The organism is Enterobacter sp. BNK-18, from assembly GCF_047456135.1.
Taxonomy (GTDB): Bacteria; Pseudomonadota; Gammaproteobacteria; order Enterobacterales; family Enterobacteriaceae; genus Enterobacter; species Enterobacter ludwigii.
The window spans coordinates 3,937,831-3,955,857 of the sequence record NZ_CP179899.1 but is presented as its reverse complement, the minus strand read 5'-3'; the positions used below and the strand labels follow the sequence as shown (position 1 = coordinate 3,955,857).

Here is an 18,027-nt window from a genome sequence, read left to right as displayed (position 1 = left end):
TGCGCTTTCTTTGATCTTCTGCGGCTATTTGATCGATTCAGCTGTAGTAAAATTACGCAAATTTTGACTCTTGAGCATGAGGTTGTCGCAATGTCGGTTTCTAAAAAACCTATGGTACTGGTGATTCTGGATGGCTATGGCTACCGTGAAGATCAACAGGATAACGCCATTTTCAACGCCAAAACGCCGGTGATGGACGCGCTGTGGGCAAAACGTCCCCACACCCTGATTGATGCGTCCGGGCTGGAAGTGGGTCTGCCAGATCGTCAGATGGGCAACTCCGAAGTTGGACACGTAAACCTGGGTGCAGGTCGTATCGTGTATCAGGACCTGACGCGTCTGGACGTTGAAATCAAAGAACGTACCTTCTTCAACAACCCAGTACTTTGCGGCGCGGTGGACAGAGCCGTGGCGGCCGGTAAAGCAGTTCATATCATGGGTCTGCTCTCCGCCGGTGGCGTACACAGCCACGAAGATCACATCATGGCGATGGTTGAACTGGCGGCTGAGCGCGGCGCAGAAAAAATCTATCTGCACGCTTTCCTGGACGGTCGTGATACGCCACCACGCAGCGCAAAAGGTTCACTGGCCTCCTTCGAAAACAAATTCGCCACGCTTGGCAAAGGACGTGTGGCCTCTATCATCGGGCGCTACTACGCAATGGACCGCGACAACCGTTGGGATCGCGTTGAACAGGCCTATGACCTGATGACGCTGGCAAAAGGTGAATTCCAGTTCGCGACCGCGGTGGAAGGTCTGGAAGCCGCTTACGCGCGTGATGAAAACGATGAATTCGTGAAAGCAACCGTCATTCGTGCTGAAGGCCAGGCTGATGCCGCCATGGAAGACGGCGACGCGCTGATCTTCATGAACTTCCGTGCTGACCGCGCGCGTGAAATCACCCGTGCGTTCGTGAACAATGATTTCGACGGTTTCACCCGTAAGAAAGTGGTGAAGATCGACTTTATTCAGCTGACCGAATACGCCGCTGACATCAATGCGCCATGCGCTTATCCACCCGCTTCACTGGCCAATACCTTCGGTGAGTGGATGGCGAAGAACGACAAGACACAGCTGCGTATCTCCGAAACCGAGAAATATGCCCACGTCACCTTCTTCTTTAACGGCGGTGTTGAAGAGCCGTTCAAAGGCGAAGATCGCATTCTGATTAACTCACCCAAAGTGGCCACCTACGATCTGCAGCCAGAAATGAGCTCTGCCGAGCTGACTGAAAAACTGGTTGCGGCAATCGAAAGCGGCAAATACGACACCATCATCTGTAACTACCCGAACGGCGACATGGTGGGTCATACCGGCGTGATGGAAGCCGCCGTAAAAGCGGTTGAAGCGCTGGATCACTGTGTTGAGCAGGTCGTGAAAGCGGTTGAATCCGTTGGTGGCCAGCTGCTCATCACCGCTGACCACGGTAACGCAGAACAGATGCGCGACCCGGCAACCGGCCAGGCGCACACCGCTCACACCAACCTGCCTGTTCCGCTGATTTATGTGGGTGATAAATCACTGAAAGCAGTGGAAGGCGGCAAGCTTTCCGACATCGCGCCAACCATGTTGTCGCTGATGGGCATGGAGATCCCTGAAGAGATGACTGGTAAGCCGCTGTTCATCGTGGAATAATCGCTCCCCATGAGGGGAAAGGCGATTTTTTCAATCACATGGGTCGTGAAGCCGCTTAGGTTATCAGTCAGACCTCTGCTTTACGCCAGCGCACTCAGCGCTGGCGTATTGCTGTGCGCCGCATCCGCCCACGCGGATGACCGTGACCAGCTGAAATCCATTCAGGCCGATATCGCCGCGAAAGAGCGTGCGGTACGCCAGCAACAACAGCAACGCTCTGCTCTGCTCGCTCAGCTTAAGCAGCAGGAAGAAGCCATCTCCGCTGCCGCACGTAAATTACGTGAAACGCAAAACACCCTCGCCCAGTTGAATAAACAGATCGACGAAATGAACGCGTCGATTGCCAAACTGGAACGCCAGCGTGATGCCCAGGAACGCAACCTTGCCGCACAGCTTGATGCTGCTTTCCGCCAGGGTGAGCATACGGGCCTTCAGCTGATCCTCAGCGGTGAAGAGAGCCAGCGCGGTCAGCGTCTGCAGGCCTACTTTGGTTATCTGAACCAGGCGCGTCAGGAGACTATCGCGCAGCTGAAACAGACGCGCGAAGAGGTCACCACGCAAAAAGCCGAGCTCGAAGAGAAGCAGAGCCAGCAACAGACGCTGCTCTACGAACAGCAGGCGCAACAAGCGAAGCTCGAGCAGGCCCGCAACGAGCGCAAGAAAACCCTTTCCGGTCTCGAGTCCTCTATTCAGCAAGGCCAAAGCCAGCTGAGCGAAATGCGCGCCAACGAATCGAAACTGCGTAACAGTATCGCCCGCGCGGAAGCGGCGGCGAAAGCGCGCGCCGAAAAAGAGGCCCGTGAAGCGCAGGCCGTACGCGACAAGCAGCAGGAAGCCTCACGCAAAGGTACGACCTACAAGCCAAGCGAAAGCGAACGCTCCCTGATGTCACGTACCGGCGGTTTAGGCTCCCCTCGTGGTCAGGCTTACTGGCCCGTGCGCGGTACAATTCTGCATCGCTATGGCGAACAGCTGCAGGGTGAACTACGTTGGAAAGGGATAGTTATCGGTGCGTCTGAAGGTAGCGAAGTAAAAGCCATCGCCGATGGCCGTGTGATTCTGGCCGACTGGCTGCAGGGTTACGGGCTTGTGGTAGTGGTGGAACACGGTAAAGGCGATATGAGCCTTTACGGCTACAACCAGAGCGCACTGGTCAGCGTTGGTACTCAGGTGCGCGCCGGCCAACCCATCGCCCTCGTGGGCAGCAGTGGCGGTCAGGGCCGCCCGTCACTCTATTTCGAAATTCGTCGCCAGGGTCAGGCGGTCAATCCACAGCCGTGGTTGGGAAGATAAGTTTTGCTTCAATTTCGTCGAATTGTTCTCTCCTTCGCCAGTGCACTGGCGCTGGCAGCACCGGTCTACGCTGGCAAACTCGCGATAGTGATTGATGACTTCGGTTATCGTCCGCACACCGAGAATCAGGTGCTGGCGATGCCGGCCGCCATCTCTGTCGCCGTCCTCCCGAATGCGCCGCACGCGCGTGAAATGGCGATCAAAGCGCATAACAGCGGCCATCAGGTTCTCATCCATCTGCCGATGGCACCGCTCAGCAAGCAGCCGCTGGAAAAAGATACTTTGCGCCCTGATATGAGCAGCGATGAGATCGATCGCATCATTCGCGATGCTTACAATAAAGTGCCGTACGCCGTCGGGCTGAACAACCACATGGGCAGCGCGATGACCTCCAGCCTGTACGGGATGCTCAAAGTGATGCAGTCGCTGGAGCGCTATAACCTCTATTTCCTCGACAGCATGACCATCGGCAACAGCCAGGCGATGCGTGCCGCGCAGGGTACAGGCGTGAAGGTAATAAAGCGCAAGGTGTTCCTCGATGACACCCAGAACGACGCGGACATCCGCGGGCAGTTCAATCGCGCCGTACAGCTAGCCCGACGCAATGGCTCGGCCATTGCTATCGGCCACCCACACCCGTCTACCGTTCGCGTTCTGCAGCAGATGCTGCCGACATTGCCCTCTGATATTACGCTGGTTCGTCCAGGCGATCTGCTGAATGAGCCACAGGTTGATACGTCGCGTCCTGGCAATGCACAGCCACCGGTAACACAGCCGCGCAATCCATTCAGGGGTGTGACGCTGTGTAAAACGAAACGCCCGCCAGAACCCGTCTACGCGACGCGGTTCTTTGCCGTGCTTAGTGAGAGCGTGAGCCAGAGTACACTGGTGCAATATTTCCAGCACCAGTGGCAGGGCTGGAATATTACCCGGCAACAGACTGTGAGAGGCGATTAAGGTAGAACGATGCTGCAACGACACAAAATACTGCTCCTCGATACCGGCAAAGAGTGGGGCGGTGGCACCAACAGCATGCTCGAACTTCTGAAGCGGATTGACCGCGAGAAGTTCGATATCACCTGCTGTTTTTACAGTGATTACAGCCGTGCCGAAGGGCAAACGATCGGCCAGGTGCTGGACAGTATCGGCATTCCCTTAATTGTGATCCCTCAGCCACGGCAGCCCGTATGGGCGAAACTTGCGAAAGAGCTGGGCCGCAGTCTCCTTTTCTTCTCGCGCAGGGGGCGTAAGGCCTTTACGCGCCATATCGATACGCTCTGGCGTATTCGGCCCAATGTTCGCAGAATTGCAACGCTGCTCAGTGAAGGCGGATTCGATACGCTGTATATGAACAATCAGCCTGGCTCAAATGAAGAAGGGTATTTAGCCGGTGCAAAACAGCATGTGCGGTTAATTCAGCACTGCCGCATCGAACCTGTCATGACGCCGCCGCTGGTCAGGCTGGTTAATGACCATGCCACAAAAATCATTGCGGTCTCCCACGGCGTTGAGCGTGTTTTACTTCAGAATGGGGTTCGCCCTGAGCTCTGCACAACCGTAAACAATGCAATCGACATCCACCAGCCCCTGCCAGACCGACGTGCAATGCGCCAGCGGCTGAACATTGATGACGATACTTTCGTTTTCGGTAGCGTGGGGTCACTGATCCCCCGCAAAGCAAACCATCATACTCTGGAGGCGCTGGCGCAGTTCAGTCAGAAGAACCCTGACGCAAAATGGAAGATGGTGTTAGTCGGTGAAGGTGGCGAACGCGACGCATTAATTGCTCAGGCCACCGCATTGGGTATTGAGAAGCAGGTCATCTTCACGGGGTTCCAGAATACCCCCTTTGATTACCTTGCGACATTTGACGCTTTTATTTTAGCCTCACAGAGCGAAGGATTACCTCGCGTCGTGCTGGAAGCCATGTTGCTTAATATCCCTGTCATTGGCTCGCAGGTGACCGGGACAGCGGAATTAATTGACCCAGGGTCGACGGGACTCTTGTTCCCCTGGGGCGACGTTTCACAGCTTGCCGCGCATCTTGAGAGCATCTGGAAAGATGCCGATCTGCGCGCACGCCTGGCTTTGGCTGCCCGTCAGAATGTCTGTGGAACCTATGCCATTGAACAGTATGTTAGCGGCGTCGAAGCGGTACTTGGCGCAAAATAATCACACGAGATGAACATGTTTAAATTCCTTAACGCTCGCTATCGTCATATTACCGGACGACATAACATTCCGTACCGTTCCCTGCCGGTAACAGGCAATCTTGTTGCCGTTGACTCCATCGTCATTCCTTGCACCGGCGCTGATTTTGTTGAAGAGGCGTTACTGTCGGCAACCTTTGCTGAGCGTTATGCCACCGGCGTCAGCGAGATCGTGATTGTCAGCGATCAGCCAGAATCTGCTTTCGGGGTGCTTCCCCCTAAAACTCGCGTAGTGACACTCACGCTTCCAAAACGAGAAGAGAGTTACCGCTACAAGCAGATCTATCTTAGCCGTCTGGTGAAGCTCAATGCGCCGCTACAGGCCCGGGGTGAAGGCGTTTTGATGATCGACTCCGATCTCAATCTGCTCAAAATGCCTGAGATCAACATGGCCGATATGCACATCTACTCCAGCTTCCGTCAGGGTAAGATGATCGCCAAACTCGATGGTGCTCCCGCGGAGAAAGTACCCGCCTATTACAAAGAGACGGTGCGCCCTTATCTTGTCGATCACGTTAACGGCGCTTTCCTCGCAGCAACCCAAAAGACGTGGCGACGCATTTGCCCGCTGTGGTTGACCCTGTTCCAGGATACCTGGGAGCTAATGGAAGATAATCAGCCCCCAACCGATCAGCTTCCGCTCGCCGCACTTCTGGATATGCTGGATGTGAAAACGGTCAATCTGGGAGACTGGATGAACTGGCCGGTCTCTAAGAAAATTGGCGGACAAGAGGCTGTGGTACCGAAAGAGGTCATTGGCGCACACGGCGGTTTCCCGCTGTCCGAATGGCAGAAGTATCTTGAGTCACCAGACAATAAGCTGCAGTTCAAAGGTCAGGATTACACGCGAAAGGTGCGTTACCTGACAGACGAAGAGAAGAAGAACCAGTAAAAAAGGGGCCTGAGGCCCCTTTTTTATGACTAATCCCAGCTCAGGATAACCTTTCCGGACTGGCCAGAGCGCATCGCGTCAAAGCCTTCCTGGAACTCATCGATGGAGAAGCGATGGGTGATAATCGGAGAGAGGTCCAGACCAGACTGGATCAGTGCCGCCATCTTGTACCAGGTTTCGAACATCTCGCGGCCGTAGATACCTTTGATGAACAGCCCCTTGAAGATAACCTTGTTCCAGTCGATAGACATATCAGACGGTGGAATGCCCAGCATCGCAATACGTCCGCCGTGGTTCATGGTGTCCAGCATGGTGCGAAACGCCGGTGGTGCGCCGGACATCTCAAGACCCACGTCAAAACCTTCGGTCATGCCCAGCTCTTCCATCACGTCGCTCAGGCTCTCTTTTGAGACATCCACCGCGCGGGTCACGCCCATTTTGCGCGCCAGCGACAGGCGATACTCGTTCACATCGGTAATCACCACATTGCGGGCACCAACGTGCTTCGCCACCGCGGCCGCCATAATTCCGATGGGACCCGCGCCGGAAACCAGCACATCTTCGCCGACCAGGTCGAAAGAGAGCGCCGTGTGTACCGCGTTGCCGAAGGGATCAAAGATAGAGGCCAGATCGTCAGAAATGTTGTCCGGGATTTTGAACGCGTTAAACGCCGGGATCACCAGATATTCTGCGAAGCAGCCCGGACGGTTCACGCCCACGCCGATTGTGTTACGGCATAGGTGCGTGCGTCCACCGCGGCAGTTACGGCAGTGACCACAGGTAATATGACCTTCACCCGAGACGCGGTCGCCAATGTTGAAGCCTTTTACTTCCTGACCCATGCCCACCACTTCGCCGACATATTCGTGGCCCACGACCATCGGTACCGGAATGGTTTTCTGCGACCACTGGTCCCAGTTATAGATATGAACGTCAGTGCCGCAAATGGCGGTTTTACGAATTTTGATCAGCAGATCGTTATGACCGACTTCCGGCTCCGGCACGTCGGTCATCCAAATCCCTTCTTCCGCTTTCAGTTTGGATAACGCTTTCATCACACGTCCTCAGGCAATTACGCCCAGCTGTTTGCCGATGCGGGTAAAGGCTTCCACCGCACGTTCAATTTGTTCAGGCGAATGCGCCGCAGACATCTGGGTGCGGATACGCGCCTGGCCTTTTGGTACCACCGGGAAGAAGAACCCGGTAACGTAAATTCCTTCTTTCTGCAGCTCGCGGGCAAAATTCTGCGCCACAACCGCATCGCCCAGCATCACCGGAATAATGGCGTGATCGGCACCGGCGAGCGTAAACCCTGCGGCACCCATTTTTTCACGGAACAGGCGGGCGTTTGACCACAGACGGTCGCGCAGCTCAGCGCCAGACTCCACCATTTCCAGGACTTTAATGGATGCGGCAACGATCGCCGGCGCCAGCGAGTTGGAGAACAGGTATGGACGGGAACGCTGGCGCAGCCACTCAACCACCTCTTTACGCGCAGCAGTATAACCCCCTGACGCGCCGCCGAGCGCTTTACCCAGCGTACCGGTGATAATGTCCACGCGACCCATTACGTCACAGTATTCGTGAGATCCACGGCCGTTCTCACCAACAAAACCGACGGCGTGTGAATCATCAACCATCACCAGCGCATCGTATTTGTCTGCCAGGTCGCACACGCCCTTCAGGTTGGCAATCACGCCATCCATAGAGAACACGCCGTCGGTGGCGATCAGCACATGGCGGGCACCTGCTTCACGCGCTTCTTTCAGGCGCGCTTCCAGTTCAACCATGTCGTTGTTGGCGTAGCGGAAGCGCTTCGCTTTACACAGGCGCACACCGTCAATGATAGAAGCGTGGTTCAGGGCGTCGGAGATAATGGCATCTTCTGCGCCGAGCAGCGTCTCAAACAGACCACCGTTGGCGTCGAAGCACGAGGAGTACAGGATCGCATCTTCCATCCCCAGGAAGTCCGCCAGCTTTTTCTCAAGCTGCTTATGGCTGTCCTGCGTACCGCAGATAAAGCGTACGGAGGCCATACCGAAACCGTGGGTGTCCATGCCTTGTTTTGCCGCGGCAATCAGCTCAGGGTGATTCGCAAGACCTAAGTAGTTGTTCGCACAAAAGTTGATCACATGGCTGCCATCGGCAACGGTGATGTCCGCCTGCTGAGCAGACGTGATAATACGCTCTTCTTTGAACAACCCTTCCGCACGTGCGGTGTCGAGGTCGCTGTTTAACTGTTTGTAAAAATCACCACGCATTGCAATTCTCCAGACTCGGCAAATTTTGGCACATATTACCCAACCCTGGCCGCCATGACGAGATGACACATTATCTCTTCTCGTTTTTGCAGCATAAATCACGTGTACCCTTGCGCTATGTCGGTGAATGGCTGAAGGGCAGCCATACTAATGATATGATAAGAACATTAGCGTCCGGGATTGTCCCCGGACTCCACACTTCAAAGGTTACAGTTATGATCATCGTTACCGGCGGCGCGGGCTTTATCGGCAGCAACATTGTTAAGGCCCTCAATGACAAAGGCATCACCGACATTCTGGTGGTGGACAACCTGAAAGACGGCACCAAGTTTGTAAACCTGGTGGATCTGAACATCGCTGACTATATGGATAAAGAAGACTTCCTTATCCAGATTATGGCAGGTGAAGAGTTCGGCGAGATCGAAGCCATCTTCCACGAAGGCGCATGCTCTTCCACCACCGAGTGGGACGGCAAGTACATGATGGACAATAACTATCAGTACTCCAAAGAGATCCTGCATTACTGCCTGGAGCGTGAAATTCCGTTCCTGTACGCCTCTTCTGCTGCAACCTACGGTGGCCGTACGTCAGACTTCATCGAATCCCGCGAATATGAGCAGCCGCTGAACGTCTATGGCTACTCCAAATTCCTGTTCGATGAATACGTGCGTCAGGTTCTGCCTGAAGCCAATTCCCAGATTGTGGGTTTCCGTTACTTCAACGTATATGGACCGCGCGAAGGCCACAAAGGGAGCATGGCGAGCGTCGCGTTCCACCTGAACACGCAGCTGAACAATGGCGAAAGCCCGAAACTGTTTGAAGGCAGTGACGGCTTCAAGCGTGACTTCGTCTACGTAGGCGACGTGGCGGCAGTGAACCTGTGGTTCTGGGAAAACGGCGTCTCCGGTATCTTTAACCTGGGGACAGGCCGTGCGGAATCCTTCCAGGCCGTGGCGGACGCCACCCTGGCGTACCACAAAAAAGGCAGCATTGAATACATTCCGTTCCCGGACAAACTGAAAGGTCGTTACCAGGCCTTCACGCAGGCGGATTTGACCAACCTGCGTGCGGCGGGTTACGACAAACCGTTCAAGACCGTTGCCGAAGGCGTAACGGAATATATGGCCTGGCTGAACCGCGACGCGTAAGTATGAAAATTCTGGTGATCGGCCCGTCATGGGTGGGCGACATGATGATGTCGCAAAGTCTCTATCGCACGCTCAAGGCGCGTTATCCCCAGGCGATAATTGACGTGATGGCACCTGCCTGGTGCCGTCCGTTGTTATCGCGTATGCCGGAAGTTAACGAGGCGATCCCAATGCCGCTCGGCCACGGCGCGCTGGAAATTGGTGAACGTCGCAAGCTCGGCCATAGCCTTCGCGAAAAGCGCTATGACCGCGCCTATGTCCTGCCTAACTCCTTTAAATCCGCCCTGGTACCCTTCTTTGCGGGCGTCCCCCATCGCACCGGCTGGCGTGGAGAAATGCGCTACGGTCTGCTGAACGACGCGCGCGTGCTCGATAAAGACGCCTGGCCACTCATGGTCGAGCGCTACGTCGCGCTGGCCTATGACAAAGGCGTGATGCGCAGCGCAAAAGATCTGCCGCAACCGCTGCTCTGGCCCCAGCTCCAGGTCAACGACGGTGAGAAATCCCACACCTGCAACGCGTTTGGAATTTCATCAGAACGCCCCATGATCGGTTTCTGCCCGGGAGCAGAGTTCGGCCCGGCAAAACGCTGGCCGCATTATCATTACGCTGAGCTGGCAAAACAGCTGATCGATGAAGGTAATCAGGTCGTGTTGTTTGGCTCGGCGAAAGACCACGAGGCGGGTAACGAAATTCTGGCTTCGCTGAATACAGAACAGCAGGCATGGTGCCGTAATCTGGCAGGGGAAACCCAGCTGGAACAGGCGGTAGTTTTACTTGCCGCCTGTAAAGCCGTCGTCACCAACGACTCGGGCCTGATGCACGTCGCCGCTGCGCTCAACCGGCCGCTGGTTGCTCTGTATGGCCCCAGCAGCCCTGACTTTACGCCACCGCTTTCTCATAAAGCGCGCGTCATACGTCTGATCAGCGGTTATCACAAGGTGCGAAAAGGCGATGCGGCTGAAGGCTATCACCAGAGCCTGATCGACATCACGCCCGAGTGTGTCCTTGAAGAGCTCAACGAGCTGCTGTTGAGTGAAGAAGGATAACGGATGCGGGTATTGATCGTTAAAACCTCTTCCATGGGCGATGTCCTGCATACTCTGCCGTCGCTCACCGACGCCATGCAGGCCATTCCCGGCATTCGTTTTGACTGGGTGGTGGAGGAGGGCTTCGCACAGATCCCCACCTGGCATGAAGCAGTAGACCGCGTGATCCCGGTTGCTATCCGCCGCTGGCGTAAAGCGTGGTTCTCAGCACCGATTAAGGCTGAACGTCAAGCCTTCCGTGATGCGGTGCAAGCGCAGCGTTACGATGCCATCATTGACGCACAGGGTCTGGTCAAAAGCGCCGCGCTGGTCACGCGTCTGGCGCACGGCGTAAAGCACGGTATGGACTGGCAAACCGCCCGCGAGCCGCTGGCGAGCCTGTTCTATAATCGCCGCCACCATATCGCGAAACAGCAGCACGCCGTGGAGCGCACCCGCGAGCTGTTTGCGAAAAGCCTCGGCTATGCAAAACCGGACACGCAGGGTGATTACGCTATTGCGCAGCATTTTTTGCGCGATGCGAAGACGCACACGCCGCCCTATCTGGTCTTTCTGCATGCCACAACGCGCGATGATAAGCACTGGCCGGAATCACACTGGCGAAGACTCATTGAGCTAATGCAACCGACCGGCATCCATATTAAACTCCCGTGGGGCGCAGAACACGAAAGGCAACGCGCAGAGCGTTTGGCCGCGGGTTTTTCAAATGTGGAAGTGTTACCTAAACTCACGCTGGCTCAGGTTGCCGCGCAACTGGCAGGCGCCAACGCCGTCGTATCCGTGGATACCGGATTAAGCCATTTAACCGCAGCGCTGGACCGCCCCAATATCACCCTCTTCGGTCCGACCGACCCGGGACTGATCGGGGGGTACGGTAAAAACCAGCATCAAATGGTCAGTCCGACGCAGCATATGAGAGACATTACCGCAGATGCGATTTTTTCGTTTTTACAGGGCAGCCATCGGCTTTCTAACAGGGATATTTAACCCATGAGTTATGTATTTCTGCTGATTTTACTTTTTCCGGTGAAACTCATCCGGAAGCTGTTTCGCAAAGACACGGGCAGAAACCTTGTCATTCAGACAGCCAAAATCGGTGACTTTATCAATGCAACGCCTCTACTGGCGTATCTGCAAAAAAGCGATGTGCTGATCAGCCGCAGCGTTAACGCATTGGCTCAGCATGACGACAGTATCGAAGAGATCTTTTTTGTGGAGCAGCAAAAGCGCAACCTGTGGCGTAAGCTCTGCTTCGCCTGCCGGATCATGAATCGCTACGACAATGTCTATCTGCTGCAGCCCAACAGTGTGAATCTCTTTTTCGCCTCAGCCTGTAATGCAAAAAACAAACAATTTTTAAGCACTTATACGCGCAGGTGGTATCACGGAATTTTTTATGCCACGGCTGATGGTACCGTTGAGCATGGCAAAAAGACGCTGTCCGTCACTAACTATCTCAAGCTCGCCGATCGCGCGCTCACCGGGCAGGACTCCCCCAAGCACGCCACAAAGCCCCTGTTCAAGCCTGCGGTTTACCCGCAAATTCTCGATAAACCCGGGGTTATCCGAATTGGTATCAGTATTTCTGCCGGTAACAAAGCAAAGACGGTTCCCCCGGCAATCTGGAAACGTATTGTCGATCATCTTGCCGACCTGCCCTGCGAGTTTTATGTTTTTGGCGCACCGAACGAACAGCCGTGGATGGATGACATCACCCGCGCTTACGGTGAAATTCCCAATTTTATCAACCTCATTGGGAAAATATCGCTCGAAGAACTGCCGTGGGCGATATCCAAAATGGATTGTTATATTGCGTCAGATTCAGGGAATATCTACATTGCCGATGCGGTGGGCGTCCCGGTGGTGTTGCTGTTTGGCCCTTGCTGCCATTATGAACAACGTCCGCTTGGCAAGGTATTGCTGATTGGGAATGATGCGCATATTTGCTCGTATGTATTTGAAACACGCTACTATTTCTCCCAAGATCGGGAAGAACTTTTCGCTGTGACAGACGAATCACTACGTGAGCTTAAAGATTTTATTCGCGAATTACCAAAAGCGAACACAATCACATCTCTCACTGATGCCCAGGGAAACTAATTTTTATGGCTTTTCTAAGCATCATCATTGCCGCGCATAATGCCGAAGATACCCTTCATGCCACTTTAGAAAGCCTGCAGAATGCGATTGGGAGTGCAGGCGATACTGTTGAGATCATCATCTTTAATGACAGCTCAAATGATGGCACACAGGATATTATTGAAGCGTGGTTACCAAAATTACCTCATGCAACAACGCGATGTGTGGATTACCGTAACGTGGGTCAGGTCCGAAACAGTGCTGTCACGCTGGCATCAGGAGACTATATTACGATGCTGGACAGCGATGACCGGCTAAAACCGGGCAGCATTCAGGATGCCGTGGATTTTCTGCAAGCACAGCGTCCAGATATGCTACTGACGCGCTTACGTGAAATTCGTGATATTCAAAAGATCACCTCAACCTGGCAGGGTTTCGACCCTGTGGCAATCTCACAACAAGACGCGATCTCCCGTTTTTTGCGACATAAAGACTTTCAGGCACATCTGATCGGCCAATTTATTCACAAAGACCTGTATAAAGCTAACCCTATACCTTCGATGGTCTGTTACGAAGATTTCGCTGTGTTCCCCGGAATGATTATGCAAGCGCATAAAATATTTTATCAGCGTCAGGGGCATTATTATTACATCAAACGTCATGGAAGCTTATCCAGCGAACTTGATGCCAGCAAAGTCTCTTCACTTGTTGATTGCACGCTTCGCATGGAAGAAACCTTCCCGCGCAGTTTTAAACATCTCATCAATTGTCACTGGTTTGATATATACAGTAACCATAAAAAGTATCTCTCGACGCCACACTTAAATCTGGTAAAAGATCGGGTGAGCCAGATTTATTCGATTTCGTTCTTTATGGACACACATATTCGGTTTAGTTATAAGAAAAGGGTTATTGAGGCATTATGGAAAAAATAAAACTTCGACTTTATCAACTGACACTTTTTCTGAGCTTCATCTCTTTGATGCTTGCATTAGTCAATTCAGGGAAGCAACGTGAGTTTTTCTATATTGCAATTTATATCGCTATTCTCGGTTTAGCGTTTGAATATAAAAAAATTACGCTAAAACCATTCTCAATAGCACTACCCATATTTCTTATTGGATTACTGAACTTTGTCTGGTATATGGTCTATGAGTACCATAGCGAAGGCTTAAACATGTACAGCGATTATCTCGGTGCAAGTAAAAAATTACTTTTGGCGAGTATTCTCGTTTTCTATATTGACCGTTTTAAAGATTATATCGACAGAGAAAGCTTTAAGAAATATTTTCTTTTAGCGACTGCGACAGGATTTGCACTCGCAACCGGTTATGGATTGTGGCAGGCATCGCAAGGTATGGCTCGTGTTGAAATGGCAATCAATCGAGCCACGGTCTCTGCCTATGTTTACTCCGTGCTGTCACTTGCCTTTGTGTACAGCCTTTACCTCCAGCAAAATGTAAAGCTCTATGTTCTGGCCGGTATTACCATTTTGGTCTCGTTCTTTGTTATCCTTTTAACCGGAACGCGTGCTGCAATGGGGCTCTATTTACTTCTTGCTATCGTCATGACGCTTTATCATTTCAGAAGAATTCATCTGAAATCGACTCTGATCTTTTTATGTATTGTGGCGGGTATTGTAGTCGTAAGCTACAAGCCTCTGATTTCACCTAAGATCATGCAAACGCAAATCGAAGTCGATAAATATCAGAAAGGCTACGATCGCACTTCTCTCGGCGCACGTTTTTCCATGTGGACTATCGGTATTCAAAATGGTCTGGCGCATCCGTTAGGTCAGTCAGTCGAAGAGAGAGAAACATGGACAAAAAAATATATTCAAAATGGGCATCCGCATCTCGCAACGGCTCTCGTTTACATTAAAGTGCATCTACACAATGAATTCATTGAAAAGTATTCATTACAAGGAATACCTGGCCTGGCAATACTGCTCTTTTTCTTCGTATCGATGATTGGCTACGCCATCAGAAACAAAAATGGTCTGCTATTGACTGCCATGCTTCTATTATTGCTCTATGGCCTGACAGACGTCATATTGTTGAGTTCAGAGGCATTGATATTCTTTATGATCCTGTTTGCTCTGAGTACACCTTTCTCTCAGACAAAACAACGATGATAAATAATGCCCGCCTGGCGGGCATTATTATTTCTGGTGTTGATAAAACTCCGCCAGCGTCATCCCCACCGTCTTGTCCGACAGCCATGTAAACAACTGGTCCAAATCCTGGTACAACCCTTCAATGGCCGCTTCATCTTTGAACGTAGGACTTCCGCCGGGCATAAATTCTGAAGAATGGAGCATAAACTCCACATAATCATTGCCCTGCGACAAGCACTGTTGTGCGACCTTAATCATCTCAGACGCATTTCCACCGGACGGACGCAGCCAGTTAACTGACGGGGAACGGTATTTCCCACGCAGCCGATCGTAGCCCTGTTTAACGGTGTTTAGCCAGGCCGGGTGTTTATACTGAATACTCATCGGCACTTCGAGCAAAGGGCTCTTTCCCGGGCGGGAAATATCCTCTGTATCGATAAAGTAGGCATGGTCGGGGAAATGCTGATAATTCGTTCCTCCGTGACCCTGCGGCGCCCCTTTGGCATTTCGCCAGTTCACCCGTGGGGTGACGGAACAGTCAACCTGATAACCCAGCTCTATCAGCAAGTTTGCGTAGCGACGATCAAACGCCCAACGCCCGGCACGGTGGCTCAGCATTTTGGTCTGGAAGGTCTCTTCCAGTAAGTGCGTCATAAAAAGCACTTTCTCGCGCATAATTTCATCTGAAAACTCAATCAGATAAGGTTGCCAGCGCCAGTCATCACCGGTGAGGTCATGTTCAGGTGGGCTGTTCCACGCATGAAGATGCATGCCAACCTCGCCCTGGCGGCGGGCAATCACATCTTTTGCGAACTCAATGAAAACCGGTTCGATCGCCATCTCATAGTTGGTCAGCCAGACCGGCTTAAAACCAAAACGCTCGCATAGCGCCTGAAATCGTGCCAGGTAGCGTGCGTTTTCCGTTTTGATAACACGGTGGTTTTGCCAGAGATTATCGCCTTCTGTATCAATGGTGATGATAAACGCTGGTTTTTTCATAATGAGTCCGTAAGACGTAAGAGTGAGGGCTATGTTACGCACTCTGCGAAGCAGGAGTAAACCCTTCCAGGGAAATTCCTGACATTATGGAGAAAGAGTGCAAGTCGCCATCAGGTCTATTAGAATTGCTGACAGTATACCGCTGATAAGATGATGATGATTAACCTACTCGACACGCCTGATTTACGTATTTTACTTATCAAACTTCGACATCATGGCGACATGTTACTCACAACTCCGGTCATTAATTCGTTACGTCAAAAATGGCCCACGGCGCAAATCGATGTTCTTCTTTATGAAGAGACACGCGATATGCTCGCCGCGCATCCGGCGATCGGCACCATCTACGGTATAGATCGTAAATGGAAGCAGCTCGGCACCCTGAAACATCTGCAAAAAGAGTGGCAGTTACTCTGTGCCTTAAGAGCGCAGCGTTATCATCTGGTGATTAACCTTGCCGATCAGTGGCGCAGCGCCATTGTCACCCGTTTCACCGGCGCGCCAGTACGCCTCGGGTTCGCGTTTAACAAGCGAAAAAACGCGTTCTGGCGTTTTTGTCATACCGATTTGGTTTCTGTCGCCAATCACCCGTCGCTCCATACCGTTGAGCAAAATCTTTCTATTCTTTCACCGTTGCCCGTCCCGGCTCAGCCAGCCGTCACTATGGCCTATCGCGCAGAGGACTGGGATCGCGCGCGCCAGCTACTGACGCAACAGGGTGTGGCTGATAACTACGTGGTGATCCAGCCAACGTCACGCTGGTTCTTTAAGTGCTGGGACGAAGGCAAGATGGCGCAAACCATCACGGCACTCCAGCAGGATGGCCACACTGTGGTTCTCACCGCAGGCCCGGATAAAAAAGAGCTGGCGATGATAGACCGCATTCTCGCCGCGGCGCCAAAAACGGGCGTAGTCTCACTGGCCGGTCAACTCACGTTGCGCCAACTGGCATCACTTATCGATCATGCGCGCCTCTTTATTGGCGTCGATTCTGTTCCGATGCACATGGCCGCCGCGCTTCAGACGCCGTGCATTGCTCTCTTCGGCCCGTCAAAACGGGTGTTCTGGTCGCCATGGCAGGTCAACGGTGAAGTCATCTGGGCTGGCGATTTTGGCCCACTTCCCGACCCGGACGCCATTGATACCAAAACAACTGAACGCTATCTCGACGCCATTCCCGTTGATGTCGTGGTCTCCGCCGCCAGGAGATACCTGTAATGAAACACCATCGTTTAGCGATTGTTCGCCAAAAATACCGACCTGATGGCGGGGCGGAACGCTTCGTTTCCCGGGCACTTACCGCACTGAGCAACCAAAACCTGGAGCTCAACGTCATCACGCGTGAGTGGCAGGGGGAGAAGCAGGACGACTGGCATATCCATATTTGCGACCCACGTAAATGGGGCCGAATCAGTCGCGAACGCGGGTTTGCACATGCTGCGCGTGCGCTGTGGGAACAGCAGCAGTTTGACATTGTGCAGAGCCACGAGCGTATTCCTGGCTGCGATATTTACCGCGCAGGGGATGGCGTGCACCGGCGTTGGCTGCTGCAGCGTGCGCGCATTCTGCCTGCCTGGCGTGCACAACTTCTGATGCACGATCGCTACCATCGCTACGTCATGCACGCCGAACGTGAAATGTATCAGGCTCCTGAATTGAAAGCCGTTATCTGCAATGCGGAGATGATCAAACGCGAAATCATCGAAGACTTTGATATTGACGCAAAAAAGATACATGTGATTTATAATTCAATTGATTCCAGCCGCTTCGTTCCGGCAACCGAAGGACAGCGCGCTGCACTGCGTCAGCAGCTCGGATTGCCTGTCGATGCCGTGGTGTTGTGTTTCGTCGGGTCAGGTTTTGAACGTAAGGGACTGGCCAGCGCTATCCGCGCTATTGCGGGCACACCCGCGTGGCTGATTGTGGTTGGACAGGATAAAGCAGAAAGTCGTTACCGTGACCTCGCCCGTTCATTGGGCTGTGAGGGGCAAATTCGCTTCCTGGGGATGCAAAAAGAGACACTACCATTTTACCAGGTATCCGATGGATTACTGCTGCCAACGCTGTATGATCCTTTTCCAAACGTCATTCTTGAAGCGATGGCCTGCGGTTTGCCCGTCATTACTTCAGTGAGTTGCGGTGGTGCAGAGTTTATTGAGCAAGGTCAGAATGGCTTTTACTGTGATGCACTTGATATCAGCAGATTGAAGGAGGCAGTCATGACCCTTCCATCTTTGGATAAGAATAACGATATGGGGCGGGCAGCGCGTGAGCGCGTAAAAGAAGCGACCCCAGAAAAATTATCAAGTCAGCTTATTTCGCTTTATCAAAAATTACTGGATTAA

Annotated in this window: 16 protein-coding genes; 13 read left to right on the top strand and 3 right to left on the bottom strand. The window is 52.8% G+C overall.

The annotated features are described in order from the left end of the window. Window positions 1–90 precede the first annotated feature (90 nt). From gpmM to ACMGG3_RS19025, 5 genes are read left to right on the top strand one after another with little or no spacing between them, the layout of a single operon-like run. Window positions 91–1,635 carry a 2,3-bisphosphoglycerate-independent phosphoglycerate mutase gene (gene gpmM / locus ACMGG3_RS19045; RefSeq protein ID WP_414149378.1) on the top strand — a complete coding sequence of 515 codons (1,545 nt, stop codon included), beginning with the start codon at window positions 91–93 and terminating at the stop codon, window positions 1,633–1,635. Window positions 1,636–1,668: 33 nt separating this feature from the next. Next, window positions 1,669–2,928, top strand: coding sequence for a murein hydrolase activator EnvC (envC, locus tag ACMGG3_RS19040; protein WP_414149923.1), 1,260 nt, complete (start codon window positions 1,669–1,671; stop codon window positions 2,926–2,928). 3 nt (window positions 2,929–2,931) lie between these two features. Then, entirely contained in the window at window positions 2,932–3,885 is a 954-nt protein-coding gene (locus ACMGG3_RS19035; RefSeq protein WP_014168074.1) for a divergent polysaccharide deacetylase family protein, read from the top strand. Window positions 3,886–3,894: 9 nt separating this feature from the next. Continuing rightward, entirely contained in the window at window positions 3,895–5,100 is a 1,206-nt protein-coding gene (locus ACMGG3_RS19030; protein WP_138613093.1) for a glycosyltransferase, read from the top strand. Between the two features lie 15 nt (window positions 5,101–5,115). Then, the gene (locus ACMGG3_RS19025) at window positions 5,116–6,030 is read left to right on the top strand and encodes a hypothetical protein (protein ID WP_020882674.1); all 915 of its coding nucleotides are present in this window, start codon (window positions 5,116–5,118) and stop codon (window positions 6,028–6,030) included. A gap of 29 nt (window positions 6,031–6,059) precedes the next feature. Here ACMGG3_RS19025 and tdh read toward each other — a convergent pair whose 3' ends face one another. Together tdh and kbl are read right to left on the bottom strand one after the other, a co-directional pair. After that, window positions 6,060–7,085, bottom strand: coding sequence for an L-threonine 3-dehydrogenase (gene tdh / locus ACMGG3_RS19020; RefSeq protein ID WP_020882675.1), 1,026 nt, complete (start codon window positions 7,083–7,085; stop codon window positions 6,060–6,062). A 9-nt stretch (window positions 7,086–7,094) separates the two neighbouring features. Beyond that, a complete protein-coding gene (gene kbl / locus ACMGG3_RS19015; RefSeq protein WP_020882676.1) occupies window positions 7,095–8,291 on the bottom strand; it encodes a glycine C-acetyltransferase in 1,197 nt (398 codons plus the stop codon). A gap of 215 nt (window positions 8,292–8,506) precedes the next feature. Between kbl and rfaD the strand changes: the two genes are divergently transcribed. Genes rfaD through ACMGG3_RS18985 form a run of 6 tightly spaced genes read left to right on the top strand, consistent with a single transcriptional unit; the run spans window position 8,507 to window position 14,701 of the window. Then, window positions 8,507–9,439: an ADP-glyceromanno-heptose 6-epimerase gene (rfaD, locus tag ACMGG3_RS19010; RefSeq protein WP_008502707.1), complete on the top strand. Its 933-nt coding sequence runs from the start codon at window positions 8,507–8,509 to the stop codon at window positions 9,437–9,439. A gap of 2 nt (window positions 9,440–9,441) precedes the next feature. Next, window positions 9,442–10,488, top strand: a complete 1,047-nt coding sequence (gene rfaF / locus ACMGG3_RS19005; protein ID WP_014168068.1) for an ADP-heptose--LPS heptosyltransferase RfaF — start codon at window positions 9,442–9,444, stop codon at window positions 10,486–10,488. 3 nt (window positions 10,489–10,491) lie between these two features. Beyond that, the gene (gene rfaC / locus ACMGG3_RS19000) at window positions 10,492–11,475 is read left to right on the top strand and encodes a lipopolysaccharide heptosyltransferase RfaC (protein WP_014168067.1); all 984 of its coding nucleotides are present in this window, start codon (window positions 10,492–10,494) and stop codon (window positions 11,473–11,475) included. Between the two features lie 3 nt (window positions 11,476–11,478). Continuing rightward, window positions 11,479–12,588 (top strand): glycosyltransferase family 9 protein, encoded by a 1,110-nt coding sequence (locus ACMGG3_RS18995; protein ID WP_414149377.1) that lies wholly within the window; start codon window positions 11,479–11,481, stop codon window positions 12,586–12,588. A 5-nt stretch (window positions 12,589–12,593) separates the two neighbouring features. Next, a complete protein-coding gene (locus ACMGG3_RS18990) occupies window positions 12,594–13,502 on the top strand; it encodes a glycosyltransferase family 2 protein (protein ID WP_014168065.1) in 909 nt (302 codons plus the stop codon). Further along, on the top strand, window positions 13,490–14,701 hold the full coding sequence (locus ACMGG3_RS18985; RefSeq protein WP_014168064.1) for an O-antigen ligase family protein: 1,212 nt from the start codon (window positions 13,490–13,492) through the stop codon (window positions 14,699–14,701). The genes ACMGG3_RS18990 and ACMGG3_RS18985 overlap by 13 nt, the downstream gene beginning before the upstream one ends. Before the next feature lie 27 nt (window positions 14,702–14,728). Here the strand turns inward: ACMGG3_RS18985 and ACMGG3_RS18980 are convergent, their stop codons facing one another. After that, complete coding sequence (locus tag ACMGG3_RS18980) at window positions 14,729–15,682, bottom strand: polysaccharide deacetylase family protein (RefSeq protein WP_041162360.1); 954 nt, start codon at window positions 15,680–15,682, stop codon at window positions 14,729–14,731. Window positions 15,683–15,832: 150 nt separating this feature from the next. Here ACMGG3_RS18980 and rfaQ point away from each other — a divergent pair, with 150 nt between their 5' ends. Further along, window positions 15,833–16,900 carry a putative lipopolysaccharide heptosyltransferase III gene (rfaQ, locus tag ACMGG3_RS18975; RefSeq protein ID WP_080964435.1) on the top strand — a complete coding sequence of 356 codons (1,068 nt, stop codon included), beginning with the start codon at window positions 15,833–15,835 and terminating at the stop codon, window positions 16,898–16,900. Beyond that, window positions 16,900–18,027 (top strand): glycosyltransferase family 4 protein, encoded by a 1,128-nt coding sequence (locus tag ACMGG3_RS18970; protein WP_020882684.1) that lies wholly within the window; start codon window positions 16,900–16,902, stop codon window positions 18,025–18,027. The genes rfaQ and ACMGG3_RS18970 overlap by 1 nt, the downstream gene beginning before the upstream one ends.

Excerpts from the sequence above, each read along its gene's own strand:
- rfaF (WP_014168068.1), top strand. The coding sequence starts at position 9,442 with ATGAAAATTCTGGTGATCGGCCCGTCATGGGTGGGCGACATGATGATG.
- ACMGG3_RS18980 (WP_041162360.1), bottom strand. The coding sequence starts at position 15,682 with ATGAAAAAACCAGCGTTTATCATCACCATTGATACAGAAGGCGATAAT.
- tdh (WP_020882675.1), bottom strand. The coding sequence starts at position 7,085 with ATGAAAGCGTTATCCAAACTGAAAGCGGAAGAAGGGATTTGGATGACC.
- ACMGG3_RS18995 (WP_414149377.1), top strand. The coding sequence starts at position 11,479 with ATGAGTTATGTATTTCTGCTGATTTTACTTTTTCCGGTGAAACTCATC.
- kbl (WP_020882676.1), bottom strand. The coding sequence starts at position 8,291 with ATGCGTGGTGATTTTTACAAACAGTTAAACAGCGACCTCGACACCGCA.
- ACMGG3_RS18985 (WP_014168064.1), top strand. The coding sequence starts at position 13,490 with ATGGAAAAAATAAAACTTCGACTTTATCAACTGACACTTTTTCTGAGC.
- rfaC (WP_014168067.1), top strand. The coding sequence starts at position 10,492 with ATGCGGGTATTGATCGTTAAAACCTCTTCCATGGGCGATGTCCTGCAT.
- ACMGG3_RS19025 (WP_020882674.1), top strand. The coding sequence starts at position 5,116 with ATGTTTAAATTCCTTAACGCTCGCTATCGTCATATTACCGGACGACAT.
- gpmM (WP_414149378.1), top strand. The coding sequence starts at position 91 with ATGTCGGTTTCTAAAAAACCTATGGTACTGGTGATTCTGGATGGCTAT.
- rfaD (WP_008502707.1), top strand. The coding sequence starts at position 8,507 with ATGATCATCGTTACCGGCGGCGCGGGCTTTATCGGCAGCAACATTGTT.
- rfaQ (WP_080964435.1), top strand. The coding sequence starts at position 15,833 with ATGATGATGATTAACCTACTCGACACGCCTGATTTACGTATTTTACTT.
- ACMGG3_RS19030 (WP_138613093.1), top strand. The coding sequence starts at position 3,895 with ATGCTGCAACGACACAAAATACTGCTCCTCGATACCGGCAAAGAGTGG.
- ACMGG3_RS18970 (WP_020882684.1), top strand. The coding sequence starts at position 16,900 with ATGAAACACCATCGTTTAGCGATTGTTCGCCAAAAATACCGACCTGAT.
- ACMGG3_RS18990 (WP_014168065.1), top strand. The coding sequence starts at position 12,594 with ATGGCTTTTCTAAGCATCATCATTGCCGCGCATAATGCCGAAGATACC.